This window comes from Tunturibacter psychrotolerans (assembly GCF_040359615.1).
GTDB classification, from domain to species: domain Bacteria; phylum Acidobacteriota; class Terriglobia; order Terriglobales; family Acidobacteriaceae; genus Edaphobacter; species Edaphobacter psychrotolerans.
The window spans coordinates 807,380-827,951 of sequence record NZ_CP132942.1; the positions used below are offsets into that span (position 1 = coordinate 807,380).

A 20,572-nucleotide genomic window follows, 5' to 3' on the forward strand; every position below is an offset into this window, starting at 1 on the left:
GGCTAGAAGATGCTGACGCCTTCTTCGATGACGAGCTGGTCGACTTTGATGTTCATGATCTCGCCTAGTTTTTTGAAGCCGTCTTTCCACTCGTCGGTCCAGTAGTTTGTGTCGCTGCGGCGGAGGAGATCGTTCCAGATGTTCTGGGCCTGCCAGATGTTTACTTCGAAGGGCATCGTGTGGATGGTCTCGGCGATTTCAAGGGCGGTGGTGAGGGCGTCGGCGGCGGAGAGGTCGCCTTCGGCGGCGGCTTCGAGGCTAATCATGGCGCGCTTCATGCGTTGACCGGTGGTGTAGCTGAGGAGCGAGGTGTTGAGCTCGATCTGGTCGGCTGCGGCTCGGGTGAGAAGACTTTCGATGACTGCGGTGTCGAAGGCGTCTGATTCGATGGCTCGGCGCAGGCTAGCGTTGATAGCGAAGCGGGCGGCGGTGGCGAGTGCGGGTGGGGCGGTCATGCCGGATTCGGTGAGGAAGTGGAGGAGCGAGGCGTGGTCTTCGTAGATCTTGCGGAGCGAATCCTCCATCTCGGAGAGGGTCTGGTTGAGGATGCTGTTGAGGATGCGGTGCTGCTCGTCGGCGAAGAGCGAGGTGAGGGAGTAGGCGGTCTCGTCGAAGAAGCGATCGATGAGGCGGATGACTTCGGGGAGGTTTGCGCGGCGGATGGCGGTGCTGATGTGGGTGGAGAAGGTGGCGAAGGCTTCGACTTCGGCGGGGTCGGTGGAGTTATAGGCTTTGACGGCGGCGGAGAGGTTTTGATCGCCGAGATGGAGGACGGCGAAGCAGAGCTCCTCGCTCTCTTCGGTGATGCGGGAGTAGATGAGCGCGCGGCCAAGGGCGACGCGGCCGCGGCCGGAGTTGAAGACTTCCTGGCTTTCGCGGTGGACGTCGAAGCAGAAGAGCTCGCCGTGTTCGGGATAAGAGCGGAAGATGGAGCTGATGGCGTAGTGGGCGCCGACCTGCTCGAGGCCGATCTTCATGTTGGTGACGTAGCGGCGATAAACTTCTGCGCCGTCACCCATCTCCGGGACGTTGCTTTTGGCTCGCGCGAGGCGGGTGAGGAACTCGGCTTCGAGAGCTGCACCGTCGGGGCCGAAGAGCTTGGCGGCGAGCTGGAGGACGCGGCCTGCGTAGGCGACGATCTGGATGGTTTCGATGCCGGAGATCTCGTCGAAGAACCAGCCGCAGCTGGTGTACATAAGCTGCGTGTGGCGTTCAAGCTCGAGGAGTTCGAGGGCGGCGACGCGTTCGTTTTCGCTGAGGGGACGAATCGCGTGATCGGCGAAGAATTTGATGATGGTGGCGGGTGAGCGATCGAGGACGACCTGGATGTAAGCGTCGCGGGTGGTCCAGAGATCCTTGAAGAAGGACTTGGAGAGCTGTTCGGCGAGAGGCGCGGTGGCGTCGCGTAGGTAGTCGAGGGACTCGCGCAGGGGGGCGCGCCACTCCTGATTCCATCCGGCCTTGCCGCCGTTGCAGCCGCAGTTGGAGCGCCAGCGTTCGATGCCATGGGCGCAGGACCAGGAGGTGTCTTCGGCTACTTCCGCCTCCCACTTGGGCGGGAATTTCTCGAGGAACTCGCCGTAGTTGGTGAGCTTGGCCTTGCCGCCTTCTTCGATCCAATGCATGGCGTAGGAGAGAGCCATCTCGCCGTGTTTGTGATGGTGACCGTAGCTCTCGCCGTCGGTGGCGACGTGGGAGAGTTGGGCGATCTCGGGGTCGCCGGGAGAGGCGGGGTGAAAGCCTGCGAGGAGGCGGCTGCCGAAGTTTTCGCCGCTGTTGAGGAGGCCCTCGAAGGCGATGGCGCGGGAGCTGGGTCCATCGTAGAAGAAGACGGCGATGGTGCGGCCTTCGTCGAGCTTAACGAGATAGGGATGGGTGGGGTCTACGTTGGCGTTGGGGGTCTGGATCCAGGCGTCTTCGAGGGGAGCGGATTTCGCTGCTGCGACGGGGTCGAGGTCGGGCTTGGAGGTGGTGGTGGCGGGGGGCTCGAGACGGCGGATGCGGGCGCACTGGAGGGGAGCGAGGATGGTGAATTTGATGCCCTCCTGTGCCATGAGATCGAGGACGCTGCGATTGACGGCGGTCTCGGCGAGCCACATGCCTTCGGGCTTATGGCCGAATCGGTGTTCGAAGTCGGCGATGCCCCAGCGGATCTGCGTGATGGCGTCGCGGCGACTGGCGAGTGGCATGATGATGTGGTTGTAGACCTGGGCGACTGCGGATCCGTGGCCGCTGTAATGCTGGGCGCTGACTTTGTCGGCATCGACGATCATGCGGTAGGTGCGGGGGGCTTTGTCTGCGAGCCAGCTGAGGAGGGTGGGGCCGAAGTTGAAGCTCATCCGCGCGTAGTTGTTCATGATGCGGATGATCTCGTCCTGCTTGTTGGTGATGCGGGAGGCGCCGTTGGGGGCGTAACACTCGGCGGTGATGCGGTCATTCCAGTCGTGGTAGGGGGCGGCGGAGTCCTGGACTTCGACGGTTTCGAGCCAGGGGTTCTCCCGGGGCGGCTGATAAAAGTGGCCGTGAATACAGACGAAGCGAGGCGCTTCGGCGGCGGCGGAAACATCGATCGCAGATTTCTTTCTCGGCGCTTGCCTGGATTGAATCTTTTGCTTGGTCATGTGTGGCTCAAGATTTCTGGCGGTCATGCCTGTAGGATGCGAGCTTTCTGATCTGTGGGCCCGACGCTAAGTTTCTCAGATTCTAGAGCAGATAGGTGAGGGGTGACAGGGGGGCCGAGACTCTCGTAACGTGAGAGCGCCCAGAGCGAAAAGGGCAGGGTCGAGACAGAGAGGTAAAAGAACGCGTATCGCAACATATAGGAGTAGAGGGCGAAGGTGGCAACAAACGGCGCAAGGAGGATGAAGGTCGCCACGCTGAAGAAGAGGAAGAGGCGGGGGAGATTCATGGGAATGAAAAAAGAGAGACAACTAACGAGAATCGCCAGCAGAGGAAGGGTGATTTGAGGATGGACGGCGTGGGGGATGTAACGCAGCTTGAGTGCGTTTTGCTGAAGTTGTTCGAGGAGCTTGGGAAGTGGATGAGGGACGAAGGTGGGGAGAGTGACAGCGCAGGCCGCTAGAAGAACCAGGGCGAAAAGCATAGCGGTGCGGATTCGGGAGGTCCGTTGCGAGGTGAGAGCCAGGAGGGGAATCAGGATAAGGGCGTAGATGATGCGGGAGGAGAGTGTGATCCCGAGGAAGAGTGCGGCTGGGACAGAGGCGTAGATAGAGGTTTTAAGAGAGCTGTAGAAGAGGGCGACGGCGATTGTGACGTAGAAGAAGTTGGTGAGGTAGTCGCCGCCTGAGGTGAAGTCGCTGAGATGTGCTGGTGCCAAGAGTAGAAAGAGAGTGAGGAAGAGGAGAGCGGTTGCGCGGAAACGGAAGAAGCGCAGGGTGAAGGCGAAGAACAGAGCGAGCCAGAGGAAGTTCTGCCAGGCGACGTGTCCGATTGCGAAGAAGGGGGCGGCAAACAGCATAGCCCCGGGTAGAGGGGTGGGTGGATTCCCGAGGAAGGTTCGGGTGGCGTAGGGGTACTGGTGGTGATGGACTGCGTTTAGTTCTATGCGGAGAGCGTCTTCGCGGTCGCCGCCGCGATTGAGTGTGTGCTTGAGTGAGATGGGGTAGAGCACCGCGAAGGCCGCTGTAAGGAGGAGAAAGAGAAGGAGAAACCAGCCGAGGCCGATCTGAAGATGCCTCCGGTTGGTGCGGTCGAGCCAGAACATCGCGAGAACGATGCCGATACAACCAAGTGCGATGGCAGCGGCTGCCTTGGTGTGTGAGAGATACTTCCAGAGCGGAGCGGCTGAAGTGAGCGTCCATGCCGCGCAGAGACTCACGATCAGAAGGGCTCGATGGAGCGACTGATTCTGAGGCTTGCTGTTATCTAATGCGATCTTGCTCGATGCGGTCACCGTGGGGTGCCCTGCTTTTTCACGGCGAGATCGCAGGCTCGCCAGAGATACCAACTCGCTACCGAACACCAGGGCTGCCATTTCTTTGCGCGGCGGTGCATGACGTCGGGTTTGGGGAGGTCCATGGGTGTGACTTTGTCGGCGGGTTTGAGTTTGCCGAAGGTGAGGGCGAAGCCTTTGCGGACGCCGTAGTCGTCGACGGGGAGGACGTTGGGACGGCCCAGGCGGAAGATCAACAGCATTTCGACGGTCCAGCGACCGATGCCGCGGACTTGGACGAGGTGCTCGATGATGGCTTCGTCGGACATGCGGCGGATGCGGGCGAGGGTGGGGACGGTGCCGTCGAGGGTTTTGGCGGCGAGGTCGCGGAGGGCGAGGGATTTGTTGTGGGAGAGGCCGGCGGCGCGGAGCTGCTCGTTGGGGCAGTCGAGGAGATGCTGGGCGGCGAAGTGCTGGTTGCCGGTGATTGGGTAGAAGCTTTCGAGCAGGCGGCGGTGGATGGTGGCGGCGGCTTTACCGTGTAGTTGCTGATAGATGATGCTCTCGACGAGGGCTTCGAAGGGGGATTGCGTGCTGGAGACGCTGAGCTTGAAAGGACCGGCGCGCTCGATGAGCTTGCCCAATTTGGGATCAGAGGTGGAGAGATCGAGCAGGGCTTGTGCGGTGTCGTAGCGCGGAGGACGTGGCGTGTGGAACGGACGCGGCATGACACTGACGGTATCGCAGGAGGGGCGATAAAGTCTTGTGCGCGATTAGCAGAATTCGGACTAACTTGGTTTGCATTTACAACTTCGATACGTTTCGGGCAGGGTAGATGTTGTATTCGTTTTCAGCCGATGAACAAGCATGCACGAGATGTTGTATCGGCAGTCGCGAGGCGGGTTCGATAATCGGATGTTGCAGGAAGAAAATCAGTTGCGAGTTATTGCAGATGAGTTGAGACATTCTTTTCCACTGCTATACTCTGAGTTTCGAGACAGAAATTTTTTCGGGGCACCTCCGATTGCGGACGCTCCAGCCGCCGGAGTATGCATCGCCCGGTAAATTTGATAGCAGCAGTACTAACCCTTGACAGCAACTTCTCAACCCTTAGCTCAGGTAATGCAGAGGAAGCAGGAACGCACTCATGGCGCAAGTTTTTGACCGCAGTTCGAACGCGCTGGCTCGATTCAGCCTTGTATTGACGGGCGTAATCGTCATCGCGCTCGGCGTAACCCTGGACCAGCTACAGCGATCACCGTGGGTGACGCGGCAGGGCCAGCGGCCGGATCAGCCGATACCGTTCAGCCACAAGCACCACGTTGAGGGACTTGGCCTGCAGTGCCAGTACTGCCATACGCAGGTGGAGAAGGCCGCGTATGCCGGTATTCCTCCGACGAAGACTTGTATTAATTGCCATGCGCAGATCTGGACCAATGCCGAGCTGCTTGAGCCGGTGCGACAGAGCTGGGCGACGGGCGCGTCGATTCAGTGGATCCGGGTGCATGATCTGCCGGACTACGTTTACTTCAACCATGAGATTCACGTGAATAAAGGTATTGGTTGCGCGAGTTGTCATGGACGCGTGGACCAGATGCCGTTGATGTATCAGCAGAACACGCTGCAGATGGAGTGGTGCTTGAACTGCCATCGCAATCCGGCGGTGAACCTGCGGCCAACCAGCGAGATCTACAACATGGCGTGGGCTGGACCTTCGAACGACAAGCCGGTGTGGTGTACAAGCACGGGCGTCGGAGCGGCTGGATCTGGTCCGACGGCGCAGAATGTAAGCTGCACGACGACCAATCCTTCCGGCAAGGGGCCTGAGGTGGCGATGCTGCAGATGAACACCGAGTTGAATGGGCCGACGTCGAGCGATGTCCCGCCAATGGGGATCACGATGCCGGCGAGCTATCAGAAGTTTACGAACCAGATGGACCTTGGCAGATACCTGACTACTCAGTACCACATCCGCAATCCGGAGCAGCTGTCGAGTTGCGAGACGTGCCACCGATGATGAAGACGACTGGGAATGGAACTGAAGACACGATGGCTGAGATGAAAGCACCGGCAGGACAACCCGTAGTGGTCACGCAGATTGCTCCGGCGAAGATGACGCTGGCTGAAGTTCATGCCAAGTTGGACGGCAAGACGGGGCGGCGCTTCTGGAAGAATCTGGATGAGCTGGCGGAGACGCCGGCGTTCCATGAGTTGATGAAGGAAGAGTTTCCACGACAGGCTGGCGCAGGCGAGTGGGTCGATGCGGTGAGCCGGCGTGGATTTCTGAAGGTAATGGGCGCGTCGCTGGCGTTGGCAGGGCTGGCTGGTTGTACGAAGCAGCCGGATGAGCCGATCTTTCCTTACATCAAGCAGCCAGAGGATCTGATTCTCGGCAAGGCGATGTACTTTGCGACGGCTTACCCGTTCCCGACGGGTGCAATTCCGGTGCTGATTAAGTCGGATTCGTTCCGGCCGATCAAGGTCGATGGCAATCCCGAACACCCGATGTCGAAGGGTAAGTCGGACGCGTTTACGCAGGCGACGCTGCTTGATCTATATGATCCCGATCGGTCGCAGCATGTTCTGCATCGTGGCCAGGTGTCTTCATGGGGCGAGTTTCAGCAGGCGTTTGCGACCGCTGCGAAGAAGACTTCAGGCGGACAGGGTATTTATTTCCTAAGCGAGACGATTACCTCGCCGACGCTCGCGGCCCAGTGGAAGCAGGTGCAGGCGGCGTACCCGCAGGCAAAGCTGGCGCAGTGGGAGCCGGTGAACCAGGACTCCTCGCGTGCGGCTTCGAAGGCGGCGTTCGGCAGCTACACCGATGCGCAATACAAGCTCGAAGAGGCGGATGTTATTCTTTCGCTCGATGCGGATTTCCTGGGTGGGATTGGCCATCCGGGGTTCCTGCCGCTGGCGGCTGGATATGCCGAACGGCATCGGTACGAAGAAGGCAAGCCGATGAACCGGCTGTATGTCGTCGAGACGATGCCGACGGTGACTGGGTTTAAAGCAGAGCATCGGCTGGCGTTGAAGCCGAGCGAGATTGCGACGTTTGCAACTGCGCTGGCGAATGGTGCGGCTCCAGAGGGGGCTACCGCCGAACAGCAGAAGTTTTTTGCGGCGTTGAGCGCTGACCTGAAAAACAGCGGCGGCAAATGTGTTGTGATTCCGGGAGAGCAGGCTTCGGCCGCGGTTCATGCGGCGGCTTACGCGCTGAACTCCTCGCTGGGTGCGGTCGGCAAGACAGTCATCTATACCGAGACTGTGAATCCGATGCCAACCGAGCAGCTGGCAGAGTTGAAGTCGCTGGTTGCCGATATGAAGGCCGGCAAAGTGCAGTGGCTGGTGATGCTCGGCGTCAATCCGATCTACTCGGCACCCTGGGATCTGGGCTTCCGCGATGCGTTTGAGAATGTTCCGGTGACGGTGCAGCTTGCATCGCAGGTGGACGAGACGGGCGCGATCTCAAACTGGCATATCAATAAAACGCACTACCTCGAGAGCTGGTCGGATGCGCGGGCGTATGACGGAACGATCACGATCATTCAGCCGATGATCGATCCGATGTATGGCGGCAAGTCGGCGCATGACGTTTTGCAGGCGTTGCTGGCGGATCCGCAGCAGTCTGCTTACGACGTTGTGGCGGCGAATGCAAAGACTTACATCAAGGGTGACTTTGCTACCGCTTGGCGTAAGGCGTTGCACGATGGCTGGGTGGAAGGAACCGCTTTCACGGCAAAGGCTGGCGGTGCGGGTAAGAGTGCTGTAGCGTCCTTCGCGCCGTCTGCTGCTCCGAGCGGCCTCGAAATTTCGTTCCGGCCCGATCCTTCGATCTACGACGGCCGGTTTGCGAATGTCGGCTGGTTGCAGGAGTTGCCCAAGCAGGTGACGAACCTGAGTTGGGATAACGCGGCGATCATGAGCATCAACACGCTGGCCGATCTGAAGCTCGACGAGTCGGACCCGGTGAAGATCTCGCTGAACGGCCGCGAGGTGATTGCTCCGGCGATGATGATTCCGGGGCATCCGGACGGCGTGATTACGGTTCATCTTGGCTTTGGCCGCGGCGTTGAGGCTGGCCGGATTGCCCAGGGTGTCGGCTTTGATGCTTATCAGATTCGTATTGCGGATGCGTTGCTATCTGCCTCAGGTGCAACAGCGAAGAAGGTTCCGGGGACGTACGATCTCTGCATTACGAAGGTCCATAACATTGAGCATCGCGGCAAGTTCGCACAACATGATCTAGAGAAGCCGCAGTATGACACCGAGGGCGTGTACTCACTGGCTGGGCATGAGGCTGAGGAGCGGTCGATCATCCGGTATGCGACTCTGGATGAGGTCAAGAAGAATCCGAACTTTGCCCACGAGGGTGGTGCGAGCGGGACACTGATCGATAAGGTTGGATACTCGCCGCAGGGTGAGAAGGTGCCGCACGATAACTCGTTCTTCCCGGACAACTGGAACTACGAGAAGCAGGACCCCTCGACACTGAAGATTCAGAACGCGTGGGGAATGGCGATCGACCTGAACAGCTGCATCGGTTGCAACGCGTGCATCGTGAGCTGCTACGCAGAGAACAACATCCCTGTGGTTGGCCGTGAGCAGGTGAAGGTTGGGCGTAACATGCAGTGGTTGCGCATCGATACGTACTTTGAAGGCGATCTGCACGCTCCTAAAGCGCACTTTCAGCCGATGGCTTGCCAGCACTGCGAGAACGCGGGTTGCGAGCAGGTTTGCCCGGTGGGCGCAACGGTGCATACGCCTGAGGGTCTCAACACAATGGTCTACAACCGTTGCGTGGGAACCCGGTACTGCTCGAATAACTGCCCGTATAAAGTCCGCCGGTTCAACTTCCTGCTGTACTCGGACTACGACACGGAGAGCCTGAAGTTCATGCGCAATCCTGATGTCTCGGTTCGCTCGCGCGGCGTGATGGAGAAGTGCAGTTACTGCGTGCAGCGCATTGAGCAGGCGAAGATCACGGCCGACAAGGAAAATCGCGATATTCGTGACGGTGAGATCGTGACGGCATGCCAACAGGCCTGCCCGACCAGTGCTATCACGTTCGGCAATATTAACGATAAGGCGAGCAAGGTGGCAAAGCTCAAGGCTGAGGAGCGCGATTACCAGGTACTCGCTGACCTCAACTTCCGTCCGCGCACAACTTACACGGCCGGAGTCATCAACCCAAATTCGGAGCTGGCATAATGGCGACCAAAGGACCCATGCAGGACCCGATCGTCGATCCTATGATCGACCCGCGTACTGGCGAATATGCGGTTATCGCGCCGGGCCATAACTTCAGGTCGATCACGCAGAAAATCGCGGGAATCGTGCTGACATCGAACACTCCGCTGGGCTGGTTCTTCGGCCTGATGGTGGGCGGCGGCGTGGCGATGGGAGTGGTGGTTGGCTGCACCTGGCTGTTCCTGAAGGGCGTCGGAATCTGGGGCGTCACGATTCCGGGCGCTTGGGGATTCGCCATCATCAACTTCGTCTGGTGGATTGGTATCGGCCACGCGGGTACGCTGATCTCGGCGATTCTGCTCTTGTTCAAACAGACCTGGCGAAATTCGATCAATCGGTTCGCGGAAGCGATGACGATCTTTGCGGTGGTCTGCGCGGGAACCTTCCCGCTCATTCACGTTGGCCGTCCGTGGCTGGCTTACTGGCTCTTCCCTTACCCGAACACGATGAATGTCTGGCCGCAGTTCCGCAGCCCCTTGGCGTGGGACGTGTTTGCGGTTTCGACGTATGCGTCGATCTCGATCATCTTCTGGTATATCGGGATGATTCCCGACTTCGGGACGCTGCGTGACCGCGCGACGATGCCGGCGGCAAAGTACTTCTATGGGATGCTGTCGTTGGGTTGGCGCGGTTCGACTCGGCACTGGATCCGATATGAGTCGGCTTCCCTGCTGTTGGCGGGTCTTTCAACGCCTCTGGTGCTCTCGGTACACACCGTCATCAGCTTCGACTTCGCCGTGGCTGCGCTGGCGGGCTGGCACACGACGATCTTCCCGCCTTACTTCGTTGCGGGCGCTGTGTATTCAGGTTTTGCGATGGTGCTGACGCTGGCGATTCCGATCCGCAAGTTCTACCACATGGAAGATCTGGTGACGTTGCGCCACCTGGACAACATGGCGAAGGTCATGCTGGCGACGGGTTCGATCGTGGCCTATGGGTATGGCATGGAAGTCTTCATGGCGTGGTTTTCGGCCAGCCATTGGGAGTTTTTCATGATGTGGAATCGTATGTTCGGGCCGATGGGCTGGGCGTACTGGATCCTGATCCTGACCAACATCGCGATTCCGCTGACGACGCTGTGGTCGCGTAAGCTTCGGGTGAATGTGACGTTTCTGTTTATCCTTTCGCTCATCGTGAATACGGGCATGTGGTTCGAGCGCTTCGTGATCGTTGTAACAAGTCTCTATCGCGAGTACCTGCCTTCGAGCTGGGGAACGTATCGTGCGACCAAGTGGGACTACATGATCTACGTGGGAACGATGGGTCTGTTTACATTCCTGTTCTTCCTGTTTGTCCGCTTCCTGCCAATGATTCCAATGTCCGAAATTCGGATGATGCTGCCGCAGACGAAGGTTACGCGCGGCGGACCCGACGCTGAAACAGTCAGTAAGGAGACAGTCTGATGCCGCCCCGCGAAGGAACTTACGGATTGCTCGCCGAGTTCAATACGCCCAGTGAACTAGTGCATGCCACGGAAGAGGCGCGCCATGCGGGCTATCGCCGTATGGAGTGCTATACGCCTTACCCGGTGGAAGAGGCAGCCGAGGCGCTGCACTTCCACAAGACGAGCGTGCCGCTTGTGTGCCTGATTGGCGGTTTGATGGGCGTGACGACCGCGTTTCTGATGGAGACCTGGATCAACGTCTGGGCCTATCCATTGAATATTGCCGGCCGCCCACTTTTCTCGTGGCCAGCATTCATCATTCCGGCGTATGAGTGGACGATTTTATTTGCGGGCTTCTCTGCGGCGCTCGGAATGATTGCCCTGAACGGTTTGCCACAGCTCTATCATCCGGTCTTCAACGCGCCGAACTTTAGAAACGGTGCGACAACGGACAAGTTTTTCCTGTGCATCGAAGCGGTCGATCCCAAGTTCTCACTCGCGGAGACGCGGACGTTCCTCGAGCAGTTCCCTGCGGTTTCCGTGGTGGAGGTGGATCATTAATACGCAAGTGAGATTGACATCCCGGCGGTTTGCATTCGCTACGGCGGCGTTGTCGTTGCTGGTTGTAGTGGGCTGTCGCCAGGATATGCACGACCAGCCAAAGTTCTTCCCCCAGCGCGGCACGGATTTTTATGCGGATGGCCGTTCGGTGCGCCCGCAGGTTGAGAACACGGTTGCGCGGAGCCAGCTGCGTGAGGACTCCTACTTCTATACGGGCCTGGTCAACGGAAAAGAGGGTGATGGTATGCCCTTCCCGGCGACGATGCAGGTGCTGGAGCGTGGACAGGAGCGTTACAACGTTTACTGCACGCCATGCCACTCACGTGTGGGCAACGGAATCGGAATGATTGTGCAGCGCGGCTACTCGAAGGCCGGTAGCTTCCATTCGGCCAGGCTTGAGACCGCGCCGCTGGGGCACTTCTTTCATGTGATCTCGAACGGCTATGGCTCAATGCCGGACTATTCCTCGCAGATCGCGCCGGCGGACCGTTGGGCGATTGTGGCGTACATCAAGGCTTTGCAGTTGAGCCAGAAGGCGACACAGGCGGATGTTGCGTCGGGCGCACATGTTGAGCCGCTTGCAAGCATCGCAGAGCGAGAGGGTTTACCTGCCTCCTTTGCGAACGAGTGGGTACTGCCGCCGACAGCTGTGACCGGCACGCCTGACAATGGACTGTATGTGCTTCCGGTTCCCGGAGTTGCTGGAACGACCGCTGTTGCACCGTCTCATAACAACGCAGTTGCTCCGGCCGCTGGATCTGCCGGACAAACCGAACCGAAGCAGTAACCTCGGAAGCTTCCGAACGAAGGCTTGAAACGCATGTCATCTGGACACGAACATAACGGAGAAGCAGGCGGACACCATGGCCACTACGGGCCGCGCGTGTTGCCTGCATCGCTAGCTGCACCGGAGATCCTTTCCGCATGGCGGATGCGTGCGCTGATCGTCTTTGTGGTCGCCACGATCCTGTCGGTTTTCTTCGCCTTCAGCCATGAGGGAAAGAATCACATCCTTCGTGCCTACCTGTTGGGCTACATGATCTGCTTCAGCTTTGCCGGTGGTGGACTGGCAATGCTGATGTTGCAGTATGTCAGCGGCGGTAAATGGGGCCTGTTGCTGCGGCGGCCGCTCGAGGCGATGACACGCACGATCTGGCTGGTGGGGCTGATGTTTGTGCCGATCATCTTCCTGTGGAAGCATCTGTACCAGTGGGCTGCGTTTCCGACTGCTGGCGCGGTGGCCCAGGCGCTGTCGAATCATGCTGTAACGCTTGAGCAGGCGCTGACGCTGAACGCCAAGCGCGCGATGTTGAATCCCGGCGCTGCTATCTTTCAGACGGTCTTTATCTTCGCGATTCTCTTGTTGTTTACTTTCCTCCTCAACAAGTGGTCGCTGGAGCGCGATGCCGATCCGGAGCGCGGTACCGAGCCAAGTTTCGACCGCTGGCGGGTCAAGTTCGAAAACCTGAGCGGCATTGGAATCCTGATCTACGTCATCCTCCTGACCGATGGAGCGATCGTCTGGATTAAGTCGCTGGATATCACGTGGTATTCGTCGATCTGGGGTCTGCAGTTCCTTGTTGGGCAAGGCTACGCTGTCCTCGCGCTCGGCATTCTTACCGTGATTCTGCTGTCACGGTTTGAGCCTATGAAGACGATGTTGAGAGTGACCGAACAACATGATCTTGGCAAGCTGGCTTTTGCCTTTACCATGCTCAACATCTATCTTTGCTTCGCCGAGTTTCTGATCATCTGGTCGGGCAATGTGCCGGATGAGATTCCGTGGTATCTGAACCGAATTCATGGCGGATGGTGGTATATCTGCTCTTTGGATTTCATCTGCCACTGGCTGATTCCCTTCTGTCTGCTGCTGTCCCGCGATTTGAAGCGGAACAAACAGAAGATGATCTGGCTGACGTGCTTCATGATCTTCGCGCGCTGCGTGGATATGTTCTGGCTGATCGAGCCGAACTTCGCTGACGCTGCAGGGAATCTGCATATCATCGGCAACATCGGAATTCTTGCCTACATCACTGTTCCCGTAGCTGTGATTTCTTTGTGGGCTGCTTACTACATGACGCAACTGCAAGCACGTCCATTGATCAACGTGAATGATCCTCACGTTGAAGAGATGTTGGAGCCAGAACATGCCCACTAATGATCACGAGATGCACCAAACGCCGGGACCACACGACACGCATTTACGAGACGACCAGTCGCCGGGTTACGAAACGACCGATGTCAACGCCGGCGGTGTGGCTGTATTTTTGGCTGGCCTCTTCGGGTTTGTGCTGGTTTTCTTTGTCTTTTGCTTTGTGATGGGTAAGGTCATCAACTCCGCGATCGAGAAGTCGGATGGGCCGACAACAAAGTGGAACAAGCTGTCTGCGTTTGCCGGGGCTGAGACGACCAATGGCAAGCGGCAAGATCTCGCCAGCAACCCTGAGATGCAACAGAAAGAGTTCCAGCAGATGACGTCGACCTTCCCGGAACCTCGCCTTGATATTGATGATGGTAATCAGGCGACGGCGGACATGCATGCGAGGGAAGATCTCCTGTTGAACTACTACAGTGTCACTCCGGCGGAGACCGGGGGGGCGATTCGGATTCCAATTTCACGTGCGATTGAGTTGATCGCGCAGCGCGGGTTGCCGGTCAATAGCCAGGCTGCCGCAGCTACTGTCGAGATGGCAGGCGATGAAAAACCGGTCGTCCAGGCGCCTTTGACATCGGGATTTGCCCGAACCGGCTACGAACTCGAGGTCATCGAAGCACGAGAGCAAAAAATGATGTATGGCAAAGCTGAGGCTGCGACGCAGGCGGAGCTTGTCCCAGCGAAATAATAGATTTGCCGAAGCGATTTAGCATAGAGAAGAGACGATATGTGGGCAGGGCGAACAATTCGGGGTGGATGGCAGGCGGCGATTCTTTGTGGCGCTCTGCTGTGTGCTCCTGTGTTCGCGCAGGTCTCAAGCTATGGCGATAAGCAGAGCGGCGAAAATGCAGGCGACCAGTTGCCGCAGGTGCTCCAAAAGGTTGGGGTTTCGCAGCATTTGAATCAGCAACTTCCGTTGGATGCGTCTTTTGTGGACGACACGGGGAAGACTGTCAGGCTAGGGGATTATTTTGGGAAGCACCCTGCGATTCTTTCGCTGGTCTACTACAACTGTCCGATGCTGTGTTCCGAGGAGCTGGATGGCCTGACGGGCGCGCTCGAAATGGTGAAGCTGACACCGGGCAAAGATTTTGATGTGGTCATTATTAGCATCGATCCAAGCGAAACTCCGGAGACTGCAGCAGCGAAAAAAGCTTTCTATGTGAAGCGTTACGGGCGTCCGGAAACCGCTGCCGGCTGGCATTTCCTTACGGGACAGAGACCGGCCATCGATGCAGTCACAAATGCCGTCGGTTTTGGGTATGTCAAGGTTCCGGGGCCCGATGGAAAGCTGACACAGTTTGCCCACGCGAGCTCAATCGAGATTGTTACGACCGACGGGAAGTTGGCCCAGTACTACCTAGGAGTTGAGTATTCACCGAAGGACATGCTGCTGGGGCTGATCGACGCTTCGGGCAATAAGATTGGTTCCCCGGTCGCAAATATTTTGACCTATTGCTATCACTACGATCCGCAGACAAACAAACACTCCCTGAGAGTTGTGCGCGTTGTGCAGTTCGGCGGCATGGTGACGGTAGCAGGTTTAGGCGGCTTCATGTTTTTGATGTTCCGTAGAGATGTCAACCCGGCGCGGAAACACGACCTGACGAAGAAAGATAATGGATAAAGGGTAACGATGCATATCAGTCCAGTCCTGTGGCAATTTTTGGTGAAGTGGCTTAACGCTTCGGCGCTCTTTCCGCGCGAGGCTTCGACCATTGCGCCCTACGCTGACGCGCTCTATTTCTTCCTGCTGTTGATCACGGTGGTCGGCCTAACGCTGGTGGGCATCCTTATCTTCGGTTTCTCGATCCGCTACCGGAAGGAGAAGCACCCGGTGGCTGTTCAGGTGGAGGGCTCGACTCTGCTTGAGGCGACCTGGACCATCATTCCACTCGCTCTGTTTCTGATTGTGTTCGTATGGGGGGCACTGCTGTACTTCCGGATCTACAATCCTCCGACGAACGCGATGAATATCTACGTGGTCGGCAAGCAGTGGATGTGGAAGGCGGAGCATGCGGGCGGGCAGCATGAGATCAACGCGTTACACGTCCCGACTGGCATTCCTGTTCAGTTGACGATGATCTCCCAGGATGTGTTTCACAGTTTTTCTATTCCCGATTTCCGTGTGAAGCGCGAGGTGATTCCCGGACGCTACTCGACGGTCTGGTTTCAGGCGACGACTCCGGGGACCTACCATATCTTCTGCACACAATACTGCGGGACAAATCACTCGGCGATGATTGGCGAAGTCACGGTGTTGACCCCGGATGATTACGCCAAGTGGACGCAGGAATCCACCAGCGGCATGTCCCTGGCGCAGAACGGCGAGCGGCTCTTTGCCAGCATGGGCTGCAACGCTTGTCACTCTGGAAGCGCGGCTGCCCGTGGCCCGAACCTTGCGGGGGTTTACGGATCGAAACTGCAGTTGACGAATGGTTCGCAAGTACTGGTCAACGACGCTTACCTGCGTGACGCAATTTTGAATCCCTCGCAGCATATTACGGCTGGATATGCGCCGATCATGCCGACCTATCAGGGACAGATCAGTGAAGACGGCCTGATCGACCTGGTTGAGTACATCAAAGCTATGCAGACCAACTATCGTGTGCAGCAGACGCTGACCACGTCAACGTCGAACCAAGCGGCGCCGACAACGCCAGGGGTGGTGAAGCCATGAGTGCAACAAGTTACACAATTGTCAATTTGCCTGATCAGAGAACGGCAACGATTCCGAAGCGCAATTATTTGAACAATGAGGACGGGCTGCTGAGCTGGCTGTTCACCGGCGACCACAAGCGCATTGCGATCCTGTATCTTATCTCGATCACCTTCTTCTTTTTCATCGGCGGTGCATTTGCGGGTCTGATACGGCTCGAGCTTCTGACGCCTCAGCCTGATCTAGTGGCTTCGGACACCTACAACAAGTTTTTCTCGATGCATGGCATTGTGATGATCTTCCTCTTTCTGGTGCCTTCGGTGCCGGCAACGCTGGGGAATTTTCTGATACCGATCATGATCGGCGCGAAGGACCTGGCGTTCCCGAAGGTGAATCTGCTGAGCTGGTACCTGTACTGGATCGGTGGATTGTTCACGATGGCGGCGCTCGTTCTCGGCGGTGTCGATACCGGGTGGACATTTACAACTCCTCTTTCGACCCACTACCTAAACACACATGTGGTGACTGCTGCGACGGGAGTTTTCATTATCGGGTTCTCGTCGATCTTCACTGGATTGAATTTCATTGTTACGCTCCACCGGATGCGGGCGCCAGGGATGACGTGGTTCCGGCTGCCGCTCTTCTGCTGGTCGAACTACGCTGCGTCCATTCTGATGGTGCTCGGTACGCCGGTTCTCGCAATTACGCTGGTACTGGTAGCGCTCGAGAGGCTGGTTGGAATTGGCGTCTTCGATCCGACTAAGGGTGGCGATCCGCTGCTGTTCCAGCATCTCTTCTGGTTTTACTCGCACCCCGCTGTGTACATCATGATTCTTCCTGGTATGGGAGTGATCTCTGAAGTCATCAGTACGTTTAGCCGTAAGCGCGTCTTCGGTTATACGGCGGTCGCGTTCTCGTCCGTGGCGATCGCGTTGTTTGGTTTCTTCGTCTGGGCTCACCATATGTTCATCATGGGCGTGTCCAACTATTCGGCCCTGGTGTTCTCGTTGTTGACGATGCTTGTCGCGGTGCCCTCCGCGATCAAGATCTTCAATTGGGCGTTCACGCTGCAGAAGGGTTCGATCACGTTCGAAACTCCGATGCTTTATGCGTTTGGATTTCTGGGCCTGTTCACGATCGGTGGTATGACGGGAGTGTTCCTGGGCGCGCTGGGCATGGACATTCACCTAACGGAGACATACTTCATCGTTGCTCACTTTCACTTTGTGATGGTGGGGGGAATGCTGATGGCATTCCTTGCGGGTATTCACTTCTGGTGGCCGAAGATGACGGGCCGCATGTATCCCGAGTCACTTTCGAAGCTTGCGGCGGTCACGACCTTTATCGGATTCAACTTGACCTTCCTTCCGCAGTTCATCCTTGGCTACCTGGGGATGCCGCGACGCTACCACGCCTACCCGCCTGAGTTCCAGGTGTTGAATGTTCTTTCAACAGCGGGAGCGACGGTACTTGGTGTTGGTTATATGCTTCCGCTGCTTTATCTGGGTTGGTCGCTGAAGTACGGCGCGATCGCCGGTAACAATCCATGGCAGGCTACCGGTCTCGAGTGGCAGATTCAATCGCCACCACTGACCGAAAACTTTATCGAGACGCCGGTCGTTGATCATGAAGCTTATGATTACGAGTGGCTCGAACACAAGACTGCACAAGAGGTGACGACCGTTGGATAATGCGATCGTAGCTACGCGTCCCCATACGCACGAGACCGCAGTTGCGGCAGAACATGAACACGTTGCTCTTCCGCAGCACCGTCATCATTTTGAGACAAAAGAACAGCAGCGCGAGGCCGCCACATTTGGTATGTGGTTGTTCCTCCTCACCGAAATTATGTTCTTTGGCGGGCTCTTTTTTGCGTACCTGTTGTATCGCAACTGGTACCACGATGCGTTCGTCGTCTCTTCCAATCAGCTGAGTATCCCTTTGGGTGCGGCTAACACGGCGATCCTGATTAGCTCTGGCTTCTTCATGGCGCTAGCGGTTTGGGCGGCAGAGGTTCAGAAGAAAAGTCTTCTGGTTATTTTTCTTGTTCTCACCACCGTTTTTGGAGTGGCCTTTTTAGGAATAAAAGCCGTTGAGTATCACGAGAAGTGGGAGAAGCACCACATTCCTGGTAATCACTTCGACGTCTCGGAGTTCATTAACCCTCCCGTAAATCCCAAGACCGGCAAGTTGACAGAGAAGCCGCTGGCGCCTGACATGGCTCAGAAGACTCAGGTGTTTTTCTTCCTTTATTTTGCGATGACCGGGATGCATGCCTTCCACATGATTCTCGGTATTGGACTATTGTTCTGGCTTACCTGGCGGGCTAATCGAGGGGAGTTCTCTGCGGGATATGTTGCGCCGATTGAGAACTTCGGATTGTATTGGCACTTCGTGGATATCGTCTGGCTCTTCCTGTTCCCCTTGCTTTACCTCATCAACCGACACCCCGGCTACTAGCCGCAACTGCAGTTGCAGTCTGGCTGGAAGGAGAAGACCATGTCCGAGTTTCACGATCCGTCGAATGTCCTCAATCCGGAGCACGCTGATCATCAGATCATCACTCCGGCCACCTATGGGATGGTCTTTTTGACCCTGCTGATCTTTACCGGGATCACGGTGGGAGCAGCTTATGTTGACCTCGGGATTTTCAATCCAGTCGTCGCGCTGGCTATTGCAAGCTTCAAGGCAGTCGTCGTTATCCTGTTCTTCATGCACGTCAAGTATCAGTCCAATCTGATCAAGTTGACGGTCGCGGCTGGATTTTTTACTTTTATCGTTTTGATCACGATGACCATGAGCGACTATATTAGCCGTGCATGGGGTCTTTGGTAGATCCAGTCTAGTTTCACAGGGATGCGACCTGCGGGTCGCATTTTTGTTGCTGTCAAACCTGCGTTGGAGCGGCTCGTACACTTTTCACATGGCGAACTCGCAATCTGCATCCCCGGAAGAGCTCATTGGCTGGTCGAAAGATGCTCGTGTAACAGTCCGGCGGGAGGGAGCGCCGGATCCGGCTGGCAGGTGCGTTGTGTACTGGATGCAGCGGGCTCAGCGCGGTATTGATAATCATGCGGTCGATCTTGCGGTTAAGATCGCAAACCTGCTTGCCCTCCCGCTTGTGGTCTATTTTGCAGGCATCTCCGATTTTCCCCATGCTAATCTGCGCCACTACGCTTTTCTAAACGAGGGTCTTCCGGACATTGAGGCTGACCTTGCAGCTCGGAACATCACTTTCATCATGCGACGGGCGCCACGTGAATCGCATGAACAACTGCTGGCCGATGTTTGCGCCGCCTTCTTGATTGGTGATGAAAATCCTACACGTGTGCCAGAGCAATGGCGCAAGCGGTTGGCTTCGCGGATAAGGATTCCGTTCTGGACCGTAGATACCGATGTTGTAGTTCCTTCGAAGCTGATGGAAAAGGCCCAGTACGGTGCTTACACGATTCGACCTCGACTGTATCGCCTGCTGCCGGAATATCTTGTTCCCTACGAGAATCTGCACGCTGACCACTCGTGGGAGCAGCCGAAAGGATTCTATGTCGACTCTGTTCATCAGGACATAACTCGCGACTGGAAGGATCTCGACCGCAGCGTGCTGCCAGTTGAGGCCTGGAAGGGAGGGACCAGTGCTGCGCTTCAACGGCTAAAGTTTTTTTCGGGGAAACTTCTGGAGGACTACGATGCACAACGAAATCATCCCGAGATCGATGGAACCTCCTGTATGTCGCCTTATCTCCATTACGGACATATCGGCCCGATCACGATTGCGCTTGCTGTTGACGCGGCGACGAAGAAGCAACCCACGTTGAAGTCCGCACGTGACAGCTACTTCAACGAGCTGATTGCGTGGAGAGAACTCGCTGTTAATTTCGTCCGATACACGCCGAACTATGACTCGCCTGATTGTGCGGAGGACTGGGCGAAGAAGACTATCGCCGACCACGCACGTGATGAGCGGGAACATTTGTACACGTTACGCCAGCTGGAAAGCGCGAACACCTATGACGATCTATGGAACGCCGCTCAGATTCAGATGGTGCGATTCGGATGGATGCACAACTATTTAAGGATGTACTGGGCGAAGAAGATTCTGGAGTGGACCCCCGACGTCGCTACGGCGATGAAGTATTCAATCCATCTCAACGATAAATATTTTTTGGACGGTCGCGACCCAAATGGTTATGCAGGTATTGCATGGGCAATCCTAGGAAAGTTCGATCGTGCCTGGGGCGAACGGCCCGTCTTCGGCAAGATTCGCTACATGTCGGGAGCGTCCACTGGTAAAAAGTTCGATTCGAGAGAATACATCCGGCAGATGGGAGTTCTTCCCCAGCAAGGTTCGCTGGCGCTTTAGGTGTTTCGCTAAGCCTTGCGTATGGGAGTGGAGCTGCACACTCAGTTGCGTCTGCTCCGCGAGGGTCTTCTCTTTATGGCGACTGAATAACCTACAACCATGGTGAGATTGTGGCACGGTTGCAGGAGATGTTAGATTCGAGAAACAGTCGACGATCGGCTGATTGCTGCCGACATCGGTCGATGGGGTAAGCTTTGAAGAGTGGCCGTAGAGCCTCGTACAATTTGGAACGGCAACATGATGAGAGATTTCTCATCCCGTTCCGGCACTGTCTGTCGTATCTTCTCCCGCTCCAGCGTTGACTCCTCCAA

16 protein-coding genes are annotated in these 20,572 nt (G+C 56.9%); 13 read left to right on the forward strand and 3 right to left on the reverse strand.

Annotated features, from left to right (window positions below; all coding sequences use genetic code 11):
* Positions 1 to 2: 2 nt before the first annotated feature.
* From RBB77_RS03260 to RBB77_RS03270, 3 genes are read right to left on the reverse strand one after another with little or no spacing between them, the layout of a single operon-like run.
* Positions 3 to 2,621 (reverse strand): DUF3536 domain-containing protein, encoded by a 2,619-nt coding sequence (locus RBB77_RS03260; RefSeq protein WP_353064749.1) that lies wholly within the window; start codon positions 2,619 to 2,621, stop codon positions 3 to 5.
* Positions 2,622 to 2,644: 23 nt separating this feature from the next.
* Positions 2,645 to 3,913 (reverse strand): hypothetical protein, encoded by a 1,269-nt coding sequence (locus tag RBB77_RS03265; protein WP_353064750.1) that lies wholly within the window; start codon positions 3,911 to 3,913, stop codon positions 2,645 to 2,647.
* Positions 3,910 to 4,620: a DNA-3-methyladenine glycosylase family protein gene (locus RBB77_RS03270; protein WP_353064751.1), complete on the reverse strand. Its 711-nt coding sequence runs from the start codon at positions 4,618 to 4,620 to the stop codon at positions 3,910 to 3,912. Before RBB77_RS03270 ends, RBB77_RS03265 begins: the two co-directional genes overlap by 4 nt.
* Positions 4,621 to 5,039: 419 nt before the next feature.
* Here RBB77_RS03270 and RBB77_RS03275 point away from each other — a divergent pair, with 419 nt between their 5' ends.
* The 13 genes from RBB77_RS03275 to RBB77_RS03335 all read left to right on the forward strand — a co-directional run bounded on the left by RBB77_RS03275 (position 5,040) and on the right by RBB77_RS03335 (position 20,261).
* Entirely contained in the window at positions 5,040 to 5,909 is an 870-nt protein-coding gene (locus tag RBB77_RS03275) for a cytochrome c3 family protein (protein WP_353064752.1), read from the forward strand.
* Complete coding sequence (locus RBB77_RS03280; protein ID WP_353064753.1) at positions 5,906 to 9,103, forward strand: TAT-variant-translocated molybdopterin oxidoreductase; 3,198 nt, start codon at positions 5,906 to 5,908, stop codon at positions 9,101 to 9,103. Before RBB77_RS03275 ends, RBB77_RS03280 begins: the two co-directional genes overlap by 4 nt.
* Positions 9,103 to 10,545: an NrfD/PsrC family molybdoenzyme membrane anchor subunit gene (gene nrfD / locus RBB77_RS03285; protein ID WP_353064754.1), complete on the forward strand. Its 1,443-nt coding sequence runs from the start codon at positions 9,103 to 9,105 to the stop codon at positions 10,543 to 10,545. Before RBB77_RS03280 ends, nrfD begins: the two co-directional genes overlap by 1 nt.
* A complete protein-coding gene (locus tag RBB77_RS03290; protein WP_353064755.1) occupies positions 10,545 to 11,087 on the forward strand; it encodes a DUF3341 domain-containing protein in 543 nt (180 codons plus the stop codon). Before nrfD ends, RBB77_RS03290 begins: the two co-directional genes overlap by 1 nt.
* Before the next feature lie 7 nt (positions 11,088 to 11,094).
* Complete coding sequence (locus tag RBB77_RS03295; protein ID WP_353064756.1) at positions 11,095 to 11,874, forward strand: c-type cytochrome; 780 nt, start codon at positions 11,095 to 11,097, stop codon at positions 11,872 to 11,874.
* 33 nt (positions 11,875 to 11,907) lie between these two features.
* The gene (locus RBB77_RS03300) at positions 11,908 to 13,245 is read left to right on the forward strand and encodes a hypothetical protein (RefSeq protein ID WP_353064757.1); all 1,338 of its coding nucleotides are present in this window, start codon (positions 11,908 to 11,910) and stop codon (positions 13,243 to 13,245) included.
* On the forward strand, positions 13,235 to 13,930 hold the full coding sequence (locus RBB77_RS03305) for a hypothetical protein (protein WP_353064758.1): 696 nt from the start codon (positions 13,235 to 13,237) through the stop codon (positions 13,928 to 13,930). The genes RBB77_RS03300 and RBB77_RS03305 overlap by 11 nt, the downstream gene beginning before the upstream one ends.
* 39 nt (positions 13,931 to 13,969) lie before the next feature.
* The gene (locus RBB77_RS03310; protein ID WP_353064759.1) at positions 13,970 to 14,869 is read left to right on the forward strand and encodes an SCO family protein; all 900 of its coding nucleotides are present in this window, start codon (positions 13,970 to 13,972) and stop codon (positions 14,867 to 14,869) included.
* A 9-nt stretch (positions 14,870 to 14,878) separates the two neighbouring features.
* On the forward strand, positions 14,879 to 15,922 hold the full coding sequence (coxB, locus tag RBB77_RS03315) for a cytochrome c oxidase subunit II (protein ID WP_353064760.1): 1,044 nt from the start codon (positions 14,879 to 14,881) through the stop codon (positions 15,920 to 15,922).
* The gene (locus RBB77_RS03320) at positions 15,919 to 17,592 is read left to right on the forward strand and encodes a cytochrome c oxidase subunit I (protein ID WP_353064761.1); all 1,674 of its coding nucleotides are present in this window, start codon (positions 15,919 to 15,921) and stop codon (positions 17,590 to 17,592) included. Before coxB ends, RBB77_RS03320 begins: the two co-directional genes overlap by 4 nt.
* Positions 17,585 to 18,361: a cytochrome c oxidase subunit 3 family protein gene (locus RBB77_RS03325; protein WP_353064762.1), complete on the forward strand. Its 777-nt coding sequence runs from the start codon at positions 17,585 to 17,587 to the stop codon at positions 18,359 to 18,361. Before RBB77_RS03320 ends, RBB77_RS03325 begins: the two co-directional genes overlap by 8 nt.
* Before the next feature lie 39 nt (positions 18,362 to 18,400).
* Positions 18,401 to 18,736, forward strand: a complete 336-nt coding sequence (locus RBB77_RS03330) for a cytochrome C oxidase subunit IV family protein (RefSeq protein WP_353064763.1) — start codon at positions 18,401 to 18,403, stop codon at positions 18,734 to 18,736.
* A gap of 88 nt (positions 18,737 to 18,824) precedes the next feature.
* The gene (locus RBB77_RS03335) at positions 18,825 to 20,261 is read left to right on the forward strand and encodes a deoxyribodipyrimidine photo-lyase (RefSeq protein ID WP_353064764.1); all 1,437 of its coding nucleotides are present in this window, start codon (positions 18,825 to 18,827) and stop codon (positions 20,259 to 20,261) included.
* The last annotated feature ends 311 nt before the right edge of the window (positions 20,262 to 20,572 follow it).